Origin of the sequence: Paraburkholderia sp. EG287B, assembly GCF_040965595.1 — a bacterium.
Lineage (GTDB): Bacteria > Pseudomonadota > Gammaproteobacteria > Burkholderiales > Burkholderiaceae > Paraburkholderia.
This window is the reverse complement of the sequence record NZ_JBFRCG010000042.1, coordinates 1-19,513: the sequence shown is the minus strand read 5'-3', so window position 1 is coordinate 19,513 and position 19,513 is coordinate 1. Positions and strand designations below refer to the sequence as shown.

The following is a 19,513-nucleotide window of genomic DNA, read 5'->3' as shown; positions in this document are numbered from 1 at the left end:
GTGCCGAAAGGAAGTCAGAATGGCAACGCGCACGCCTTTCGGCGCTTGCCATGAAGCATTCCGGCTTTCGCGTCGGCCCGGAGTTTCATGGCTCCGGCGGGTTGCGCACCAGCACATTCACCTTCTTCTCTTCCATGCGCTTCGCGACGGGAATCTGGCATGAGCGAATACCAATACTACGAGTTTGCATGCGTCGACCAGCTGCTTACGGCGACCCAGCAGGCAGAGTTGCGCACTTTCTCCACGCGGGCCACGATCACCGCCTCAAGCTTCGTCAACGAATATCACTGGGGAAACCTCAAGGGCGACCCGCTCGAGTGGGTACAGCAATATTTCGATGCCCACGTCTACTCCTCCAACTGGGGGAGCTGCCGCCTGCTTCTTCGCCTGCCGCACGGGACGTTTGACGCGGCGACCATCCGCGATTACGTCAAGACTGGACGAAAGAGGCGCTCCCGTTTCGAGAAGGCATTCGAGGCCATGGACGTCGATGACTGGTGCCTCCTCGACTGGTCGTTCAACGATGACTCGGGCGAACACGCCCGCTTCTCGGAGGAGATGGATGGTGCGGGGTGGATGACGCGCCTGCTGCCTGTACGCGACGAGCTGCTCGGCGGCGATGCTCGCCCGCTTTATCTTGGGTGGCTTGCCCGCCTCGGGAATGATGAGCTACACGATGATGAAATCGAACCGCCGGTGCCTGCGGGATTACAGGCGTTGACGCCCGCACAGGTAGCACTGGCCGAGTTTCTGATGCTGGATGCGGATTGGCTCGCCGCCGCAGCCGAGGCCAGCCCGTCACTATTGGCCCCAGAATCCAGTGGGAGCGAAGACAGTCGCTTTGATCCCTGGTTACGTAAGTTGCCGGTTGAGGAAATGCGGGCGAAACTGCGCATGCTGCTACAGGGGCGCAGCCGTGAAGCGGAGCGAACCCTTCGAAACGCTTTTCTCAAATGGGAGAAGGGTAGGAATGCAAAGCAATTGAATTTGCCCAGGCGCCGTCGAATATCCGAAATCGAATCAAGGGTTGCCTCTCATCGTGCCATCCGTGAAAAAAAGGAGCAGGAAGCACGCCAGGCGGCCGCGGTCCGTCGTCGTGAGGAGCGCACACGGTACCTCACATCACTTCTCGAGCAGGAAGACACGGCGTGGTCAAGCATCGATGCACAACTGCGACGCACAACGGGCAGCGCCTACGATCAGGCATTCCAGAAGTTGCAGGATCTCGCCGAAGCGTATGAAAACGCCAGGCGGGATGCCGTATTCCGGCGTCGTCTGGCGCAATTGATGTCGAGTCATGGCAAGCGGGGAGCCTGGCTTGCCCGGTTGCAAAAAGCGGGATATTTGTGGCAACCCAAGTCTTAGCCTCCCTGGCCCGCTGAATCATTTCCGCAAATCTCGGATGAACTCTGAGCCCAGTTGGCCCAGCATATATGCCAATTTTTGGCGACTTGACCAAGTCATAATAACTTGAACGCCTATGATAGGAAATTGTGCTTACCTTGTTCGCCCCCCAAGATGAACCTGGTAATGACGTCACCGCGTCTGCGGGAGAGGCGAGTAGGGACTCACTTGTGCGGCCGGAGGCGCACTGCGCTGTTTGGGGGAAGGAGGGACAGCGGTCGGACACCGAGTGGGATGCGGCAGCGGAACCCGCTGCCGCATCCCTTTCATGTACTTGCGAGTGCCTCCGCGCTGACCGGCGCGAAGAAGTCAACCAGATTGCCGTCCGGATCCCGAACAGCAGCGAGCGATCTCCCCATGGCCGAGTGGTAGGGGCCTGTACAACGTCTTCGAGTTACCCACACCGCAACAAGCAGCTTGAGTAAAGAAGTATGTGCATCGGATCGAACCACGAGGTTCCAAAGCCTCAACGTACTTCGCTTTAAGCGTGACGACTACACGTCGCGCCGAGCTCTCGCGCAAGGTCGAGAAACCCCGCGATGTAAGCGATTTCCTCTTCTCCGTTCCGCACACCTACATTGATGCATTTGCTGATACCCGGCTCGCCCAGACGAATGGCCCGTACAGCCAACCCTTCGCCCTCTTCCGCTACAAGCCAGTCCGGCAACACCGCGACGCCGCGTCCGGCCGCGACGAGTTGCAGCATCAGTTCTGTCTCCTCCGCCGTCCGGTGATACCTCGGCTTGCAATGCGCGGGCACGAGAAACCGCGTGAAGATGTCCAGACGCTCCTTGCTGACGGGAACGGTGATGAGCTCCTCGTTCATCAGATCCTGCTTCAGCACAAACTCGCGCGCGGCAAGCGGATGCGCGTCCTGCACGACGAGCATCAGTTCGTAGTCTATAACAGGTGCGAAAGCGATGTCAGGCAGGTCGATGGGGTCCGGCGTGATCAGCATGTCGATCTCGTAGCCGAGCAGCGCAACGACGCCTTCGAAGCGGAAAGCGGTGCGCACGTCGAAATCGACGTCAGGCCACGCGGCGAGATAATGAGGCGTCAGGCGCGTCAACCACTTCTGGCACGGATGACACTCCATTCCCACGCGCAACGCTCCGCGGCGACCTTCGGCGAAATTGGTCAGCGTGCGTTCGGCGTGTTCCATCTGCGGGATCACGCGTCCCGCGAGACTTAGCAAATATTCCCCTGCGTGCGTGAAACGCAATCCGCGGCCGTTCTTCGTCCACAGCTTGACGCCGTGCCGCTCCTCGAACTTCCGGACCATGTGTGACAGCGCGGACTGCGTGACATTCAGGCGTTCGGCAGCGGCCGTCACTCTGCCGAGACGGTCGACTTCCATGACGATCGACAGATACTGGAGGTCTAGTGTTCCGTTCCGTTGTTAATTAATCTATGTTCGCGTAGCATGTTGACGTCAGTGGAACGGGAGACATCAGCATGTCGATGGGGCGACCTAAGGCGGAACTGGTGCTGAACGAAGACGAGCGCTTGCAACTGATATCGATCACACGTTCTCGCTCGATTTCGGCTGCGCTGGTCACGCGGGCGCGCATCGTGCTGGCGGCGGTGGACGGAGAGCCCAACAGTGCGATCGCGCAGCGCCTGCAACTCACGCGCGCCACGGTGGGGAAGTGGCGTCTTCGGTTTCTGGATCAGCGCATCAACGGACTTTATGACGAAGTGCGCCGCGGCAAGCCGCGCACGATCGACGATGAGCGGGTGGCTCAGCTGATTCACAAGACCCTGCACACCAAACCCGCCGATGGCTCCACGCACTGGAGCGTACGTACGATTGCTGCCGAAACAGCGATCTCGCCGACCAGTGTGCACCGTTACTTCAAGCTGTTGGGTCTGCAACCGCATCGCAGCGAAAGCTTCAAGCTCTCGACCGTTCTTCATCGAGAAATTGCGCGACGTGGTCGGCCTTTACCTGAGTCCGCCGGAGAATGCTCTGGTCTTGTGCGTGGACGAGAAGAGCCAGTGTCAGGCGCTCGAGCGTACGCAACCCATGCTGCCGATGGGATTCGGCTACGTTGAAGGAGTCACTCATGACTACAAGCGCCATGGCACAACGACGCTGTTCGCGGCGCTGAACGTGCTCAACGGTGCAGTGCTCGCCACCTGCAAACCGCGTCACCGGCATCAGGAATTCCTGTCGTTTCTGCGCGAAATCGACAAGGCGGTGCCGGCCGCCCTTGACGTCCACTGCATCGTGGACAACTACAGTGCCCACAAGCATCCGAAGGTCAAAGCGTGGTTGGCAGCACGTCCTCGGTGGCATATGCATTTCATCCCGACTTACAGTTCGTGGCTTAACCAGGTCGAACGCTTCTTCGTTCTGATCACCGGCAAGGCCATCCGCCGTGGTTCGTTTGGTTCGGTCAAGCAACTGGTTAAACGTATCGATCAATTTGTCTCCCACTACAACCAGAACTGCGAGCCATTCATGTGAACCGCTACCGCTGACTCCATCCTCGCCAAGCTACAAAGACTATGTACGCGAATCAGCGGAACGGAACACTAGATGTCCAAGTTGTGTCAGCGAGTCTTAAGCCGCCGACTGATGCAAAAAATACTCGCAACGAGGAAGTTTCACGAAATTCGCAGCCTTGATCCTGACGTAGGAGGGCTCGATGCAGCGCTCAGCAGTGTCATTGACTCCGGTCAACATGAAAAAGTGCGCTTCTCAGTAGACTTCATTTGCCAAGCAGCGTGTGCCTTGCTCTGACTTTTCGATTCGTGTTGCTCAATATGCATTTGCCAGTGCCAAATTCGGGCACACATATGGATGCTGGTTGGTGCGATCTGCCGACCGAGGTAGAAGGCGGGCTTTTACCGGATGTGTCGGCTTTTCAAAACCGGAGGCAAATATGACAGCATATGTAATCCAGAGTTTGCAAAATTCCAACTTGTGCATTGGTGCAACCAGCGCGGCTGCCGGCTCGCTCGTCACGTTGCAAGAATTGGCCGGTATTGGCGGGAAACTATCCCAGTGGAACATGGATCCCAATAGCGGCTACATCACATTGGCCGCCGATCCGACGAAATGTCTTGATATTCAGGGATTCGATGGGCAGAAGGGTCAGGTAATTGTTGCGGACCTCGTGCTGGGACGAAACAGCCAACTGTGGAACTGGGTGGGACGCCCGCCGTACATTTCGAACGTCGAATATCCGACCATGGTTCTCGACAATTCCGGCGGCATCACAGTCCCCGGAAATCCGGTTCTGATCTGGCCGTACAATGGCGGGAAGAACCAGGAGTGGAGTTCTCTGCCTGTACCGACGCTGAATGTACTTCAACGCAGTGGCGTGCACCTGTCAGGGAGTCCAAAACTCGGCGTTGTGCACAATAACGATGAAATAGACGAGCACCACTTCGCGGCAGCAAGAAAGTAGCATCAGGACGCTAGCAGATCTAAACGCTATCGGGGATGCTTCCATGTCGAGAGCAGTCGGAGGTAAGCGTTGACGGCGTACCGTCTTGGTTGCTGCTGCCGATCGCCTGATGGCTTAAGATTCGCTAACACCACCTGGACATCTGGTTGCGCACGCCATATCCATGGCGTCGCGGCCAGATCAAGAATCAGTAGTCCGGCCTGAATAAATCGTTTTGTGCGGCGCTAGCCCTCATGCCTTGAAGACGACAGTGGTCGAGCTGTTGAGCAAAGCGAACAGAACAAGGGCGCAAAAAAACCGCAGCTTCCTGAGGATCATGCGTAGGTTGTGGCCGGCGCCACAAAGCACAGCGTGAATCGCATCACCGAGCGCGCCTTTGAGCCAGTTTCGATCGAGTTTGCCGTCGGCCTTCATGTGACCAATGGCAGGCTCGATCGCGTTTCGCCTTTGGATCATCGCACGCAGGCCCCTCGTGATACCGCGCCGCAATCCTTGGTGGTAGACCTTCACTCCCTCGACAGCGACACCCTTATAACCGCGATCCACGATGGCGACTTCGGGCTTCACATCGGTCAGGATCGCGGCCTGCTCCAACGCTTCTGCCAGCGTGTGACCGTCGTATGGGTTGCTTGGCATCGAGCGGGCGCCGACCACAAGCCCTTCCTTGTGTGTCGTCGTGATCGACACTTTCACACCGAATTCGTAGGGCGAGCGAGCCTTGCCTTTCGCCAAACATTCGACTTCTGGCGCATGCAGGGGTCCCCGTGCTTTTCGTGCCGTTTACCGGGTTAGCTGGCGACAAGGTTTTCCGGTCTGCCCCTACATTAATTTCAAAATAAATCAAATGGTTGCTGTCTGGTCTTTTTGTATTGCGTGAAGAACCAAGCCGGAGGGGCTTATCCAGCCTGTTGGGCTCTCGAGCGGGTCAGTCGGGCCTGCATGGCGGCGATAAGTATTATTCTTGGTAGCTATATATTCCCGTAGTAAAACTGATTTTCTAACGTTAGAAATGTATGGAACAATGGCCTGAAAAATCACCCGTTTTCCGCTTGGAGCTCGCCATGTCCCGTCCGGCCGCCGCCACCCCTGAACAGATCCGCGCCACCGTGCTGGCGATGCTCGCCGAAGCGGGTGACGCGACGCCCGTGAGCGGGGCGCGCTTCCGGCAGCTCGTGTCGGTGCGCAAACTGCGCGCACGGCTCGGTGCCGGCGACCCGGCCACGCTCGCGCGTGCCCTCAACGTGATCGAGGCCGAGGTCGTGCGCGCCGGGCTGGCCGAAATCGCGATCCCCGGCATTCCGCCGGATATCGCCGAGCAGATGCACGCGCTCTGGCAGGCCGCCGTTACCGTCCAGCTCGACGACGTCGTACGCCTGAAGGCCGAGGCGCAGCAGGCGGTCGCTGCGGCCGAGGCGGCGCGTACCGACGCCGGGCTGCGTGTCGAGCTGCTGCGCCAGGAAGTGACCGAACTGCGCGCGGCCCTCACCAGCCGCGACGCGGAGCTGGCTGAGCTGCAGAGCCAGCTCGATGCCCCCACAACCGGACGGGCGACGCTCGAGCACGCGCACGCGCACGCGCAAGGACTTGCCCAGGCGCAGCAGCGGTACGAGGCGCTGTCGAAACAGCTGCTCCAGGAAACGGCGCACCAGCGCGAGGCGCTGAAGAAGGAACACGGGCAGTTCGCCTCGCAGCTGAAGTTCGCCGAGCGTCGTATCGCCGCGCTCGAGGGCGAGCGCGAGCGGCTCGAAGCGGAGCTTGCCGGTGAGCGGGCGACACGCCAGCAGGCGGTCGGCGAGGCGCTCGCGCTGAAGGCCGTCAACTCGAGCCAGCATGCGCAGCATCGACGAACTGATGCGCGTGGTGTCCGGGCTCAATGTGCCGCGTCGGCCGCCGGGCGCCTCCGCGGGGCTGGCGAGCGCTCGGCGCACAAAGACCGCAGCGAAAGGGAGTGCCACCACGCGCGCGAAGAAAGCATGAGCGCCCCGATGAACCCGTCGGACTGGATCGATCACGGCACGCTGCCCCCGCAGCGCCTGCCGGCCGGCGCCGGAGATGCCATCGCGTATCTGGCCGATGTGCTCGGTCACGTCGTTTATACGCGCTGGACGCATGATCAGGTAGCGTCATGCCTCACTGGCCGACGCGAAGGCGGCACGGCCGGCCGTCATGCGTGTGCTGCTGGATCATGAGGCCGCTGTCGAATACTGGGACCGCGGTCGTGTGCGTACGGTCACTGTCGACGCGGCGCCCGCTCCCGACGCCGTGCTGGCCCGCGTGCTGCATACGCATCGCCGGCGCTTCAAGCCGGTACCCGAAGGCGGGGAGCTTGTTGCGACCGGTGAGCCGAAACGGGAGGCCACGGCCCTGATGACCTTGCCCCGGCCGCTGGTCGAGTGGCTCGCGCGCGCCGGGCGTTTCGCGGCGGTGGCGAGCGCAACGAATACGCTCGGCGTCGGTGACGACGCCCAGGCGGCGGCGCTGTTCCTGCGCGACCGGGCGAGCCGTTCGCCGCACACACTGCGCGCGTACCGCACCGAGCTGCGCCGCCTCGTCACCTGGTGCGAGACGCGACAGCTCGGGCCGCTGTCCGACCTGACGCGCCATGACCTGCTCGCGTACCGGCAGGCCCTGCGCCAGCCAGCGCCGGAGACCGTGGGTGATACGCCGCGCAGGATGTCGGAGGCATTGCAGTCCCGGGCGCTCGCCGTCATCGCGAGCCTGTTCCGTTACTGGACGGAAACCGGGTATCTGAGTGCCAACCCCGCTGCCGGCGTCGTGCGCGGCGGCCGTTCGCGCGCGAGCTTCGCGCCCCAGCGCATGCTGCCGCCGGCGTTGCTCGCCGCATGCGATGCGTGGGTGACCGAAGCCGCTGCGGGCGACGATCCCCTGATCACCGCGCGGCGCCGTGCGATCTGGGCGCTGTACCGCTATGCCGGCGTGCGGCTGATCGAACTCGTGTGGTCCGACGAGGCGCAGTTGCCGAAGGTCGAGGTCGACGGGCATGGCAGCTGGACGCTCACGGTGCTCGGCAAGGGCCGCAGGACGCGCGCGATTCCCCTGCCGGCGGTCTGCGTGTCCGTGTTGCGGACCTACCGTGAGTTGCGCGGCCTGCCGTCGCAACCACCGCTCCTTGAACACGCCGCGTTGGTCCATGGACTCAAGGGCGGCTCGCTGAAGGGTTCGGGCCTGTACGACGAAGTCAAGGCGATCTTCGTGGCGGCCGCGGAACGTCTTGCAAACGCGGACCCCGAGGGGGCCGCCCGCCTGCGGCAGGCGTCGCCGCACTGGCTGCGGCATGCCTACGCGCGACAGATGATCGTCGACCACCAGGTCCCGCTGCCGGTGGCGCAGGCGCTGCTCGGCCATGCGTCGGTGCAGACAACCGCTGCGTACGCGAAAACGGATCTCTCGCAGTTGCGCGCGTTCGTCGAGGGGACGTTCGCGTCGCACGACGCACCTCATTCGGGCGCGAGGCCCAGGGCGTCCCAGAGAAACTGAAGCGACACGGGCTCGCGCTGCTGCAATTGCGCCTGCCGGTTCTCATCCCGCTGGTAGGTGCGCAGCAGGCCCTTGACGCGCTCCAGCCCAGCGGGCGTGACTATCGCCTCGCGAGGCGATCGCCCGTCCAGGATCGGCATCGGTTCATCGGGCCAGTCCGCGTAGATACGCATCAGCGCCTGCCGGATGGCCGATGTCGCGAGCTCGGGCGGCAGATCGGCGGCCCCGGATGTGGGGGATGGATCGTCGCCCATGCGGCCGAGTGCGCCGACGGGATCCTGGATGTCGCGAATGCGAAATTCGACGGCGTCTCTCATGATCGCGTCGAACCAGTTGCGGCTGTCATCGGCATCGTGCTGCGTGCGGCAGAACACGATGAGATGTTCACCGTCGCGCGTGCGGCTGATGGCGCTGCGGACCTGACCATTATCGCAGTCGATGCGCCGTTCCCAGCCCTGCCCGGGATTGCCCTCGACATCGGGCTGCGCGGCGAGCACCGCAGCCACCTTCTCCCAATCGCGCACGCGATAGCGGTCGGTCACGAGCAGCAACGGCTCGTTGCTCGCGGCGTCGATCAGCGTGGGCGGCTCAAGGTCCTCGAAAAACTGCGCGAGCCACGCGCGACGGATCATGAAACTGAGCTCCGAAGCGGTCGGCTCCTGTCCGGGTTCGCTGGTCTCGCGAATCCACCGAAGCAGATGGGCGGCCTGCATCGGGACGAAAACATGCATCGTGCCCGACAGGACGAATGCCCCGTTCTCCCGGATCACGCGCAAGCCGATGGTCGCGCCGAGCAGGTCGGCCTTGCTGCCCACGCTTTCGGAGACGATAGCGGGCTCGACGTCCGGATCGAGCACATCGCACACGGTCATCGATCGTTGAGGCTTGACGTCGGTCACGGTGTAGAGCCGCAGCGGCGTTGTGGCCAGCTGCGTGAGCCAGGCGCGCTGGGTGTCACTGAATGTCGGGCCACCCGTGCCGAGCAGCAGGTCGGCGACACGACGCGGCTCGCCGCGCACCTGAATCTCGCCTTCGGCCAGCAACCACTCGTAGGTCTGACCGATGATGAACTCGCGGATATCCTCATCCAGGTCGCCGAAATCCTCGAGATCGTCATCGTCGAGGTCTTCGAACAAGGCATCGTCGATCGCCTCGCGCACGGCACGTCCGTGCCGGTTCTCGAGCCAGGTCAGCGCACGGGGAACGGCGCTGGACGGATCCTCGTCGCGGGGAAGGTCGGCATTGAGGCAGCAGTGCTTGTACTTCCTGCCGCTGCCGCTGCCGCAGGGACAGGGATCGTTGCGGCCGGGGCGATGGGTCATGGTGGTGGGTTACCATGGTCACGACAGCCGCATGTTACCTTGCCCCGGCGAGGGCCGATACCGGAACGGCGATGGTGCTGGGCATGAGGCGACTGACGTACTGGGCGACCGGGAAATCGAACGTGCCGCGCAGGTTGATGCCTTCCAGCGCGGTGGGCGCAATGCGTCGCATGTGTTCGGCGATGACAGGGGCCTGGCCAAGCCGTTCGATGGTTTCGAGTGCGTGCTGCATGTGCATCGTGTTCCAGGCCATGACGGCGTTGGTAAGCAGCGTTAGCGCGGAAGAAACTGCGACCAGCGAATGCGGCTGCCGCGCGAGTTCAAGCGCAATCTTGCCCTGATGGATGGCGCGCTGCACGCTATGCACCGCTTCGCCGCGATTGAGCGCATGGTGCAGTTCGCGCCGAAACGCCGGGGTGGTGAAGTAGTCGATCAGGAAGATCGAGCGAAACAGCCGGCCGAGATACATGCCGCCGTCATAGAGGGGCTGGCCGCGCGCATCGGAACCGAAGCGCGACAGGGCCTGGACGGCCGTGCAGCGCCCGCTGCAGACAGAAGCGACCACGCGCACGAACTCATCCCAGATGGCCTCGATGGCCTTGACGCGACGTCGCCGTCGGTGACATCCCTCAGCAGTTCGGGCACCGCGTGTCCGGCGGGCACATGCAGTCGCCGGTCGCGCAGATGCGCCAGCCGGGGGCACAGATCGAAGCCGGCCCCACGTGCGAGCGCCATCGCGAAATCAGTATAGCCGTGAGTATCCACCGCAATTTGCGCGACGTCGTCAATGCTGTCCTGGAGAATGACGCCCTCGATCGCAGCCCCTGCCTGCCGCTGGTTTAGCAGGATGGGCTGATCGTAGAAGACGCCCCAGCGGTCGTGCACGTGCGTGTACATGCCGATCGAGCGCGTGCGCCGGCGTGGGTCGGCGCGGGCCTGCCAGACCGTTCGGGCAGTCTCGAGCGACGTCATGTCCGATGATGCGAGATCCGCTCGCCCCCAGTACTGGGTGACCGGATGGCTGTGCATAAACTGCAGCACGGCGTCGGCTGCCTGACGCAGCAGCCGTTCATCGGCAATGCGGCGCATCATCTGGCGGATCGCCTCGGCCGACAGCTCGGGTACCATGCGCGCGATGTCGGCGGCGGACATCGAGGTGCCATGCGCGAGGATGGCGGCGTAGAGCATCAGCAGTTCACTGCGCGAGCGCGGCTCGCGCCCCAGCAGGATCCAGCTGAAGCGCACCTCGCTGTCCACCTGCAGGATGATCTCGGGCAGCTGCCCGTCCGGGCGTGACGCGAACAGGGCTCGGCGCAGGTCCTCGACCGCCTTCTGTCCCGGCTCGGCCCTCAGGGCATCGAGATGAACCGCGTCGTCGACGTGGACTTCGCCGCGTTCGACCGCTTCGCTCAGACGCTCGAGGCCTTCGTCAAGGTGCCTGATGACGGGTTCGAGAAACACCCTCGGATCCTGCGGCAACCCCAACTGCCCGTAGAAATGGTTGCGCTGACGTTGCCAGTCGTCAGCGGGGATCAACAGCATGCCGAGGCTGCGAAACGAGAAGCTGTGCTCGACATAGACCGATCCATTGCGCAGGGCCACCCGCAAGGCAAAGAGCGTCGCCCATTCGAAGGCGATCAGCGCGTCGGTGCGGTTCTCGCTGGCGATCATCCGCTGCCAGGCCCGTCCAAGCGGGATCTGCGTGTCCGTTGGCAGATCGACCGCCTTGTTCGAGTAGCGCTCGCGCAGCAAGGTGAGCGCATCCATGACCGGATGGGCGCTCTGGGCCTGGAAAGGTAGGTCCAGCAGCTTTGCAAGCAGTGCACGCGCGACGCGCCGCTTCGAGACGAGCTGTGCCCGCATCAGGCTGGTCCGACTGGGTGCATCCTGTTTGAGGACTGCGTCCGCCAGTTCGCACAATTGCCTGGCAAGCGCATCGCGTGTCAGATCCTTGTTGCCTGCGAGCACCTTGACTGCCGTGGCAAATTCGCGCAGCTGCGCCTTCAGATCCGGGCGCGAGGCGGCCACCCGATCATTGGCTGTCCTGATCGCCTTGCGGACCCAGTCGCCGAGCATCGACAGGAGCTGGTCGGTTGCCGAGCACAACGCGTAGCGCATGAAGCAGGCGGCCTCGAGCCGCCGTATGGCCGGCTGGATGCGGTGGCTCACCGAGGGTTTGCGGTCCGCGCAGCGCCGCGCATAATGCCGGACGATAGCTTCGTTGCATGTGTCGGGCCACTGCACCTGTACGCCGAGCTCGACCAGACAGTCGAGCTTGCGCAAGAGTTCGCTCATCTGTCGCGTCGAATTGCGCAGCGGCACCGACCACAGCCATTGCTGCAGGCTCGATGCCTCGCCATGGGGCTTCGGCAGCAGCTTGCCCCAACGATCCAGTGTGGCTTCGCCAAAGGCCTGCGTAAGCTCGCCCGTGAGCGTGGCTTCGACGTCCCGGATGGCCTGCACGATCAGTTCCCGCAAGGTGCGATCGCGCGGCAACAGGATCCGGTGTTCGTAGAGCCAGCGTTTGAGTTCGTGCAGCAGACCATTACGATCCTGCCGGCCCGAGAGCGCGGCTTTGAGCCAGCGCATCACGTAGCGGCGTTGGTGTTCGGTCATGGAGCCGAAGCCGAGCGCCTGGTATGCGCAGGCCTGATGTTCGACCAGCGTGTCGGTATGGCCGTCGTACAGCGACGTCATCGTCCCGAGATCGGGCGGTTCGATGCGGAGCTGTTGCCCCAGGTGCTGCCAGAGATTGTGTGGCACGTACCGGCAAGCATCGAGCGTGCGACCGGTCATGCGCACGAAACCGATGTGAAGCGCCAGCGCGAAGCGGTAGACGTGTCGGCGACGCGCATTGATCAACGCGCATTCCCTCGCGGAAAACGTGAAGAACGTGGCGAGCTCGAACTCGTTGAGCGTGTGCGGGATGGACCGCATCCCGAGATAGGCCCTGCCGCCAGTGTTCCATCGCCGTCCGCTCCGCAGCCGCAAGAGGAACCGCTCAGGCTATGCCAACAATATCGCCTTGACAATTGGGGGCGAGGCACTGCGGGCCACCGGGGAAGGCAAACAGCAAGCTCTTGATTTTACGGAGACTTTATAAAGGGCTAGACCGCAAAGCCTTGTCAGGTCTGGAGCCCGCTAACCCGGTAAACGGCATCAAAATCACGGGGACCCCGAGCCGCCCGACGGTCTACCGACAGATCGGCACGGCCAGTGTAGCGCTCGATGAAGCCTTTGATACCACGCGGGCAGCCGACGCAGATCAGGTGCTTTTCATGCTGCCGGTCACCCGCCAATGGCTCGATCAGGTCATCGTGGCGCTCACGATGGTGGGCCACGTTTCGTTTCGCAGTACCCTTGAACTCATGCACGACCTGCTCGGCGTCTCGACCAGCCTAGGCACGATTCACACCGTTCTTCAGCGGGCCGCAAAGCAGGCCATCGCCGTCAACGCCGGTATCGATCTCTCTCCCATCCGGGTCGGTCTGCACGACGAACTCTTTCAGGGTTCCCGACCCGTGGTCGCCGGTATCGATGTCGCCTCGACCTATTGCTATCTGCTCGCCCCCGAAGCCCATCGCGACGGCGACACCTGGGCCATCCATCTGCTGGACCTGCAGGCACAGGGCCTCGATCCTGAGCACACGATCGCCGATGCGGGAACCGGTCTGCGTGCCGGGCAAAAAATGGCCTAGCCCGATACGCCGTGTCACGGCGACGTGTTCCACATCATCCAGCAGGGTAAATCACTGGCGACGCTCTGGCATCGTGTCGCCAGTGGCGCTCGCACCGGGCGCGAGCAGCTCGAAGCGCGTCTGGCCAATCCCTGTCGACGTGGTGAGGATAGCCTCCTCGAAGCCGCGCTGGAAACGCTTCGGCGCAATGAAGCCCATGCGCACGAGCTGGCTGCCGACCTGCGCACCCTGGTTCAGTGGCTCGAACGTGACATCCTGTCACTGGCTGGGCCGGACCTCGCGACGCGTCAACGGCTGTTCGATTTCGTGGTTGCCGAACTGCAGCAACGTGAAGCACGGGATCTGTCACGTACAGGCGCATACCGGCGTGCCCTGCAGAACCAGCGCGACGGCCTGCTCGCTTTCGCGGGCCTGCTCGACACAAAACTCGACGCCATTGCACGAACGCACAACGTGGCGCGCCATCTCGTGCGCGAGGTCTGCATGCTGCATCGCAAGTCCGAAACGTCGAGTGCGTTCTGGCAAGGGTGGAATCGCCTGCTAGCCCGCATCGGACGCCCGTTTCACGGCGTCTACGCCGCCCGTATCCGGGGCGCTGCATAGCACACGCAGCAGCTCTGGTCGAAAATCTCAACTCGCGACTGCGCGTCTACCTGACCAACCGGCGTCATCTGAAGGGCGGGCGGGCCTGGCTTGGTCTGCTGCAGTTTGTCTTCAACCATCGCCGCTTTGCCCGCAGCCGATGCCCTGAGCGAACTGGAAAGAGCCCAAGGGAACAGATGAGCGGCAATCTCACGATCACTGGCTGACGCTGCTCGGATTCGGCCCACTCCAGCCTCAGCGAACCTGACATCGGCAGGTCGTCGCCGACCTCCATTTGAACCGCACTCCTTATTATTCCTGCTTTCTTACGCAGGCTGCTTCCGCTCGTCTGTGTAACGCAAAAATCGCGCTTTTTGAACCACGCCCGTCAATGCTGAGAACAGCCCCCCGGCGAAGTGTTTCGCTTTCGGCAATGCGCGTGCACCCGTCCGTTTGCCAACACGCGATGTCGTAAACCGCACATTCAGGACAGTCACTCAACGATTTAATATGTTGTGTCGGGTTTTTCGTAGCTGGTACGTAAACTGCATTGACCATTGCGAACGTGCGGACACGTTTGACCTTGCCCTCGAAAAACGTATCCGTTACTGAGAGTGTGTAAAACTTCAGTGACGGGGGATTGAGCAATGGGTAACAGGCGTGGTTCCGCCGTCGCCCCGAAGCCGGCCTGATCCTGCACAGCGACCGTGGGAGCCCAATATTGCAGCGACGAATTCCAGGCGCTGCTCAAGGGCTACGGCATGCGTTGCTCGATGAGCAGAAAGGCCAATTGCTGGGACACTTCGCCGACCGAGAGCCTGTGGGGATCGCTCAAGCAGGCGCGCATTCACGGCCGGCGCTTTGCGACGCGTCGCGAGGCGATGGACGAGGTGCTTGATTGGCTGAGCTTCTACAATCATGCTCGTCTGCACTCGACGTTGAACCGGAAGCGTTCAGGCAGTCGTGGCTCTACACGGAGCTGTACAAGGCGCGCAACTTCAAGCAGTGGATGAGCAAGGGCCTGTACCTGGGCACGCTGATGGTGGGCATCGAGCAGAAGCTGCTGGGCGGCAACGTGCCGTGGACGCTGCATCACCAGCATCGCAACCATGAAATGCTCAAGCCTGCGTCGCAGTGCAAGCCGATCGAGTACCCGAAACCCGACGGCAAGCTCACGTTCGACCGGCTCTCGTCGGTGTTCATTTCGAACACGAACCACGAAGAGAACCAGCCCGCGCACTTGACGCTCAAGGATGCGAGCGTACCCGTGAACGTGAACCTGCGCACCTACGCGGGCCCGGAAGCGCGCTTCTGCCCGGCCGCGGTGTACGAGTTCGTGAAGAACGACGATGACAGCGACCGTCTGCAGATCAACGCGCAGAACTGCGTGCACTGCAAGACCTGTGACATCAAGGACCCGACGCAGAACATCGTGTGGGTGACGCCCGAAGGCGGTGGCGTCCGAATTATCCGAACATGTGAGCAGTGCCAGGTGAATCTCAGGGGCAAGTTCTAGTATGAAACTGATTCGGTCTATCGAGGAGTTGAGAGCTCAGTTGCGCGGACAAAACCGCACGGCCTTCGTGCCGACCATGGGCAATCTGCATGCAGGGCATCTTTCGCTTATCAGGCTCGCACGGCAGCATGGCGATCCGGTCGTCACCAGCATTTTCGTGAATCCGCTGCAGTTTGGACTAGGCGAAGATTTCGAGCGCTATCCGAGAACCCTCGAGGCGGACCTGGAGAAACTTCAGAAGGAGAATGTGTACGTTGTCTTTGCCCCGACGGAGCGGGACCTCTTTCCGCAGGTGCAAGAGTATCGTGTCCAGCCTCCTGGCGGCCTTGGCGACATGCTGGAGGGTGAATTCCGGCCTGGTTTCTTTCAAGGCGTTTGCACGGTCGTAATGAAGCTGCTGTTATGCGCGCAGCCGCGCGTGACGGTGTTTGGAAAAAAGGACTACCAACAACTGATGATAGTTCGAGAAATGTGTAAGCAGTTCGCCATGCTCACGGATGTCATAGCCGGCGAAACCAGCCGCGACATCGATGGACTGGCGCTGTCATCGCGCAATCGCTTTCTGACGCCCGAGCAACGGGTGGAGGCGCCCACGCTGCATCGGCTCCTCAACAGCGTGCGCGAGGATATCCTGGGCGGGCGACAAGATATTCGGCGAATCGAGCGGCGCGCATTCTCAACGCTCGTCGATCGGGGCTGGAAGCCCGATTACATCTCGGTCCGAAAACAGGCCGACTTACGCTCTCCAACGGAGCCGGAAGTCGTCGAGCAAAAGCTCGTTGTGCTAGCAGCAGCGCGTCTCGGCAGCACACGCCTTATTGATAACCTCGAGATTTGAAGTTCCGACTCGTGCAGGTGCCCGCCTTCCCGGCCCATGGCCTGTTGCAGCACGACATGCAGCTTGCCCAGCCGGATCCAGTCGGGAACGATGATTCGTCGCCAGATCGCCGGCTTGATGTATTGCAGTTCAACACGCAGCACGTAATCGGGCACTGGCGCCTTGACCAGGCGGAGGGAGGGCTTGCGGGCTTGGGCCATCGAATTATTACGCGGCTTGCTGCTCGACGTGTTCGGCTGGCATCAGGCGCCACGGCAGTAACTCGTCGATGCGGTTGATGGGATGATCGGCGATGCGTTCAAACACCGTGCGCAGGTAGGCAACCGGCTCCATGCCGTTCAGGCGCGCCGTACCGATCAGCCTATAGATCACCGCCGCGCTTTCGCCACCGCCGTCGGAGCCTGCGAACAGATAATTGCGGCGGTTATGCTGACGTCAGCATAACAGGCGGAACTGGCTGTTTGCCGGTTCGCTGCGCGCCGGACAACGCGCCGCAGCGATCATGAGCCTGATTCGATCTGCGCAGCTCATATTAAGCATCGGTCATATTGCGTCTTATTGCCGATGAAGTCAGATACCACCGGCAAAGCCGGTGGCTTGAAATTGTGAGCGCCTCAAAGGCGCCCATAAAACCGTGAGCCTCCGGTGGCGGCTTAGAGACGGTTTCATAAAGACTGTTGAGCTCGCTGAAGGGTGTTCCAGCAGATCAGGCAACAGCCGAGTTTGAGAAACGCTTCGTGAATGTCGGCGCGACGTTCGAAGCGAATACGTAGACGGCGGAAATTGTGCAACCAGGCATGTGTACGTTCGACGACCCAACGGATCTTTCCAAGGCCACTGCCGTGGGGGTGGCCGCGTCGCGCGATGCTGGTGGGAATACTGCGCTCGTGAAGAATGCGTCGGTATTTGTCGTGGTCGTAACCCCGGTCAGCGTAGACGCGGCCGGGACGGCTCAAAGGCCGCCCACGCACGCCGCCAATCGGTACGATGGCCTCAATCAGCGGAACAAGTTGGGTGACGTCGTTACGATTGGCGCCAGTCAGGATTGCCGCGATTGGTGTTCCGTGGGCGTCGGTGGCGAGGTGGTGCTTGGATCCTGGTCGCGCTCGATCAGTGGGATTCGGGCCAGTTTTTCGCCCGCCCCAACTGCGCGAATCGACGATGAGTCGACGACCACGCGTGAGAAATCGATCTTGTCGACCGCCCTCAATTTCGCCAGGAGCACTAGGTGCAATCGATCCCATACACCGGCTTGCTGCCAATCGCGTAGCCTGCGCCAACAACTGACGCCCGAGCCGCACCCCATCTCCGCTGGCAAATCTCGCCAGCGGATACCGGTCTTCAGCACGAACAAGATGCCGGTCAGCGCAGCCCGATCCGGTACCGGTTTGCGGCCCGGATGCTTGAAGCGCCGTGGCTTCGCTGGTGGTAGCAGTGGCTCGATCAGTGCCCACAGTTCGTTGTCGATGATTGGTTTGCCCATCTCCTCGATCCTGTTGATACGACGTTCGAGGTTAACAGGTTGCGTTACGGGTTAACAGCCCTTATGAACTCTTTTTTGAAACCGTCTCTTACTCCATGTCCAGCTTCATCTGGTCGTACCGCTCATCTTCCTCCTCCTGATTGCGGATGTACGCTCGTACCATGTGCTCGTCCAACCCCACCGTGGAAACGAAGTAGCCTCGGGCCCAAAAGTGCTCGCCGGTAAAATTGCGTTGTCGGCCGCCGTACTTCCGGGCTATCTGAATTGCGCTCTTGCCCTTGATGTACCCGACCACGTTCGATACCGCATATTTCGACGGAATGCTCAGGCACATGTGAACGTGATCCTCCATCAGGTGTCCCTCGACGATTTTCGACTCCTTTTAGGATGCTAGTTCATGAAATATCTGTCCCAGCTGCCGACGCAACGCCCCGAAAATCCGTTTCTTGCGCCGCTTCGGAATGAACACTACGTGATACTTGCAGTCCCATCTCGTGTGGCTCAGGCTCTGATACTCTTTCATCGTGAACCTCCTTCTCTTGGCGGAGATAGGAAATTCACGCCGACCGTCGTAAAGGTCAAACCTTGGTGAGTCCACCGGCAGAGCCGGTGGCTTACCTCACTGAGTTATAGACGTCGGTTGTACGCCCCAAGTTGAAATCGTGCATGAGGACCGGTATGCCTTCGCTCGTTAGCTTCACGTCGAACTCCACGGCGTCAGTGCATGCATCATCTGCTGCCTGCAGGGACGCGAGCGAATTCTCAGGCGTGCGCGGGTTCGGCGCCTCCTTGCCCCAGAGTCCGCGATGCGCGAGCACTGTGACGGTAGGCTCCGGTATTGGATTAAACAAGCTGGCCATCCTTTCCTCAACTGGCGGACAGGCTGCCGACGGTTGAGGCGTAAGCATGACCGCGGTCAGAACGACAAAGCTCGAGAACCGTGTTCGAAGATGTGGCAACACGAGTACCAGGTACATAGACAACACTCCGATTAGGTATTGAAATGGGGCATCGACGCGACGCGTGTTTTGATGAAGATCGATTAGTCTTACTCGAGTTTAGACATTCAGCACCCCGATGAAGGGCCCTGACAAATGATTCGCAATTCGGAAAAACTTGACATAGAAGGGCAATCGTGAGTCCGCCGCGCTGCTTGCGCGAGGTTTTAGCGCAAGCAGCGCGGCGGCCAATGGGAATCGTTTTCGGTTCTCTTGCGATTGCCCATGTCCTTGTCGGAACGCACTGAGTTTCTGAGTTTTACCTGAGTGAATGGATCAACGTTCTGCTTACCGCCGGGCCGCTTCGCTCGCAAGCCAGTTTCCTCGAGTTGCTGAGCGGGTGCATGGTTTCGCCCGAAGGATGGGTGAGCCGCGCGATCTCGGCCATTGGGTGTACGCGCCACTGGACGGCGCATTTCAGGTTGTGTCGCGTTAAGGACGATGCGACGATCAGGCGCCTAAGGTGAAGAGGATTGCTTACATCACGAGAGAATAGAATTCTTCCTGACCCACCGTGCTCCTTTCGTGGGGTGACGTTCAACGCGAAAGCGAGGCAGACTTTCGCGCGGCCCACGCCCGGAACGAAGGGATGACATAAGTCAAACGATAATTTTTCGGCCGTTTTAAGATTCTTAGAGACCATTTCAAAAAGACCCCAAGGGGGCTGTTAACCTTTTCGGCAAGCTGTTAACCTTGGTCGTCTGAACAACTGGAACCAAGGGGATGGGCGCACCGATCATTGATGACGAACTGTGGGC

11 protein-coding genes and 9 pseudogenes are annotated in these 19,513 nt (G+C 61.2%); 11 read left to right on the top strand and 9 right to left on the bottom strand.

From position 1 onward, the window contains the following. The first annotated feature begins 159 nt into the window (after nt 1-159). On the top strand, nt 160-1,365 hold the full coding sequence (locus AB4Y40_RS41400) for a hypothetical protein (protein ID WP_368692784.1): 1,206 nt from the start codon (nt 160-162) through the stop codon (nt 1,363-1,365). Nucleotides 1,366-1,885: 520 nt separating this feature from the next. On the opposite strand, the gene AB4Y40_RS41395 is transcribed toward AB4Y40_RS41400, so the two are convergent. Then, complete coding sequence (locus tag AB4Y40_RS41395) at nt 1,886-2,773, bottom strand: LysR family transcriptional regulator (RefSeq protein WP_368692798.1); 888 nt, start codon at nt 2,771-2,773, stop codon at nt 1,886-1,888. 86 nt (nt 2,774-2,859) lie between these two features. Between AB4Y40_RS41395 and AB4Y40_RS41390 the strand changes: the two are divergent. Both AB4Y40_RS41390 and AB4Y40_RS41385 read left to right on the top strand, forming a co-directional pair. Continuing rightward, nucleotides 2,860-3,946, top strand: a pseudogene (locus tag AB4Y40_RS41390) (IS630 family transposase). Nucleotides 3,947-4,292: 346 nt separating this feature from the next. Next, nucleotides 4,293-4,820 carry an RICIN domain-containing protein gene (locus AB4Y40_RS41385; protein ID WP_368692783.1) on the top strand — a complete coding sequence of 176 codons (528 nt, stop codon included), beginning with the start codon at nt 4,293-4,295 and terminating at the stop codon, nt 4,818-4,820. Nucleotides 4,821-5,051: 231 nt separating this feature from the next. On the opposite strand, the pseudogene AB4Y40_RS41380 reads toward AB4Y40_RS41385, so the two are convergent. Then, nucleotides 5,052-5,576, bottom strand: a pseudogene (locus AB4Y40_RS41380) (IS5/IS1182 family transposase); the annotation flags it as partial. Nucleotides 5,577-5,881: 305 nt separating this feature from the next. Here AB4Y40_RS41380 and AB4Y40_RS41375 point away from each other — a divergent pair. The 3 genes and pseudogenes from AB4Y40_RS41375 (at nt 5,882) to AB4Y40_RS41365 (ending at nt 8,318) form a co-directional block, all read left to right on the top strand. Beyond that, a pseudogene (locus tag AB4Y40_RS41375) lies at nt 5,882-6,797 on the top strand (DNA-binding protein). After that, the gene (locus tag AB4Y40_RS41370) at nt 6,794-7,009 is read left to right on the top strand and encodes a hypothetical protein (RefSeq protein ID WP_368692782.1); all 216 of its coding nucleotides are present in this window, start codon (nt 6,794-6,796) and stop codon (nt 7,007-7,009) included. The pseudogene AB4Y40_RS41375 and the gene AB4Y40_RS41370 overlap by 4 nt, the downstream one beginning before the upstream one ends. Next, nucleotides 6,987-8,318 carry a tyrosine-type recombinase/integrase gene (locus AB4Y40_RS41365; RefSeq protein WP_368692781.1) on the top strand — a complete coding sequence of 444 codons (1,332 nt, stop codon included), beginning with the start codon at nt 6,987-6,989 and terminating at the stop codon, nt 8,316-8,318. The genes AB4Y40_RS41370 and AB4Y40_RS41365 overlap by 23 nt, the downstream gene beginning before the upstream one ends. Here AB4Y40_RS41365 and AB4Y40_RS41360 read toward each other — a convergent pair. Next, on the bottom strand, nt 8,279-9,640 hold the full coding sequence (locus tag AB4Y40_RS41360) for a YecA family protein (RefSeq protein WP_368692780.1): 1,362 nt from the start codon (nt 9,638-9,640) through the stop codon (nt 8,279-8,281). The two genes, AB4Y40_RS41365 and AB4Y40_RS41360, sit on opposite strands and share 40 nt — an antisense overlap. A 34-nt stretch (nt 9,641-9,674) precedes the next feature. Beyond that, a pseudogene (locus AB4Y40_RS41355) lies at nt 9,675-12,608 on the bottom strand (Tn3 family transposase). A 154-nt stretch (nt 12,609-12,762) separates the two neighbouring features. On the opposite strand from AB4Y40_RS41355, the gene AB4Y40_RS41350 reads away from it, so the two are divergent. From AB4Y40_RS41350 to panC, 5 genes and pseudogenes are all read left to right on the top strand, one after another. Then, on the top strand, nt 12,763-13,338 hold the full coding sequence (locus tag AB4Y40_RS41350; RefSeq protein ID WP_368692779.1) for a hypothetical protein: 576 nt from the start codon (nt 12,763-12,765) through the stop codon (nt 13,336-13,338). Nucleotides 13,339-13,362: 24 nt separating this feature from the next. After that, entirely contained in the window at nt 13,363-13,941 is a 579-nt protein-coding gene (locus AB4Y40_RS41345; RefSeq protein WP_368692778.1) for a hypothetical protein, read from the top strand. Between the two features lie 637 nt (nt 13,942-14,578). Further along, nucleotides 14,579-14,933, top strand: a pseudogene (locus AB4Y40_RS41340) (integrase core domain-containing protein); the annotation flags it as partial. After that, nucleotides 14,864-15,402, top strand: a pseudogene (locus AB4Y40_RS41335) (4Fe-4S dicluster domain-containing protein); the annotation flags it as partial. The pseudogenes AB4Y40_RS41340 and AB4Y40_RS41335, both read left to right, overlap by 70 nt. Before the next feature lie 35 nt (nt 15,403-15,437). Beyond that, the gene (gene panC, locus AB4Y40_RS41330) at nt 15,438-16,274 is read left to right on the top strand and encodes a pantoate--beta-alanine ligase (RefSeq protein ID WP_368692777.1); all 837 of its coding nucleotides are present in this window, start codon (nt 15,438-15,440) and stop codon (nt 16,272-16,274) included. Between the two features lie 44 nt (nt 16,275-16,318). Here the strand turns inward: panC and AB4Y40_RS41325 are convergent. The 5 genes and pseudogenes from AB4Y40_RS41325 to AB4Y40_RS41305 all read right to left on the bottom strand — a co-directional run. After that, nucleotides 16,319-16,474 (bottom strand): annotated as a pseudogene (locus AB4Y40_RS41325) (plasmid pRiA4b ORF-3 family protein); the annotation flags it as partial. A gap of 7 nt (nt 16,475-16,481) precedes the next feature. Next, a pseudogene (locus AB4Y40_RS41320) lies at nt 16,482-16,697 on the bottom strand (transposase domain-containing protein); the annotation flags it as partial. A 242-nt stretch (nt 16,698-16,939) separates the two neighbouring features. Continuing rightward, nucleotides 16,940-17,757 (bottom strand): IS5 family transposase gene (locus tag AB4Y40_RS41315; RefSeq protein WP_368692776.1). Its coding sequence is split into 2 segments (ribosomal slippage): nt 16,940-17,409 and nt 17,409-17,757, totalling 819 coding nucleotides; the frame shifts between segments, so codons are not numbered across the junction. Between the two features lie 88 nt (nt 17,758-17,845). After that, nucleotides 17,846-18,280, bottom strand: a pseudogene (tnpA, locus tag AB4Y40_RS41310) (IS200/IS605 family transposase). 91 nt (nt 18,281-18,371) lie between these two features. After that, nucleotides 18,372-18,617 carry a glycerophosphodiester phosphodiesterase family protein gene (locus AB4Y40_RS41305; RefSeq protein ID WP_368692797.1) on the bottom strand — a complete coding sequence of 82 codons (246 nt, stop codon included), beginning with the start codon at nt 18,615-18,617 and terminating at the stop codon, nt 18,372-18,374. Nucleotides 18,618-19,513 lie beyond the last annotated feature (896 nt).

Coding starts and splice junctions, on each gene's coding strand:
- AB4Y40_RS41400 (WP_368692784.1), top strand. CDS start 160: ATGAGCGAATACCAATACTACGAGTTTGCATGCGTCGACCAGCTGCTT.
- AB4Y40_RS41385 (WP_368692783.1), top strand. CDS start 4,293: ATGACAGCATATGTAATCCAGAGTTTGCAAAATTCCAACTTGTGCATT.
- AB4Y40_RS41370 (WP_368692782.1), top strand. CDS start 6,794: ATGAGCGCCCCGATGAACCCGTCGGACTGGATCGATCACGGCACGCTG.
- AB4Y40_RS41365 (WP_368692781.1), top strand. CDS start 6,987: ATGCGTGTGCTGCTGGATCATGAGGCCGCTGTCGAATACTGGGACCGC.
- AB4Y40_RS41360 (WP_368692780.1), bottom strand. CDS start 9,640: ATGACCCATCGCCCCGGCCGCAACGATCCCTGTCCCTGCGGCAGCGGC.
- panC (WP_368692777.1), top strand. CDS start 15,438: ATGAAACTGATTCGGTCTATCGAGGAGTTGAGAGCTCAGTTGCGCGGA.
- AB4Y40_RS41305 (WP_368692797.1), bottom strand. CDS start 18,617: ATGGCCAGCTTGTTTAATCCAATACCGGAGCCTACCGTCACAGTGCTC.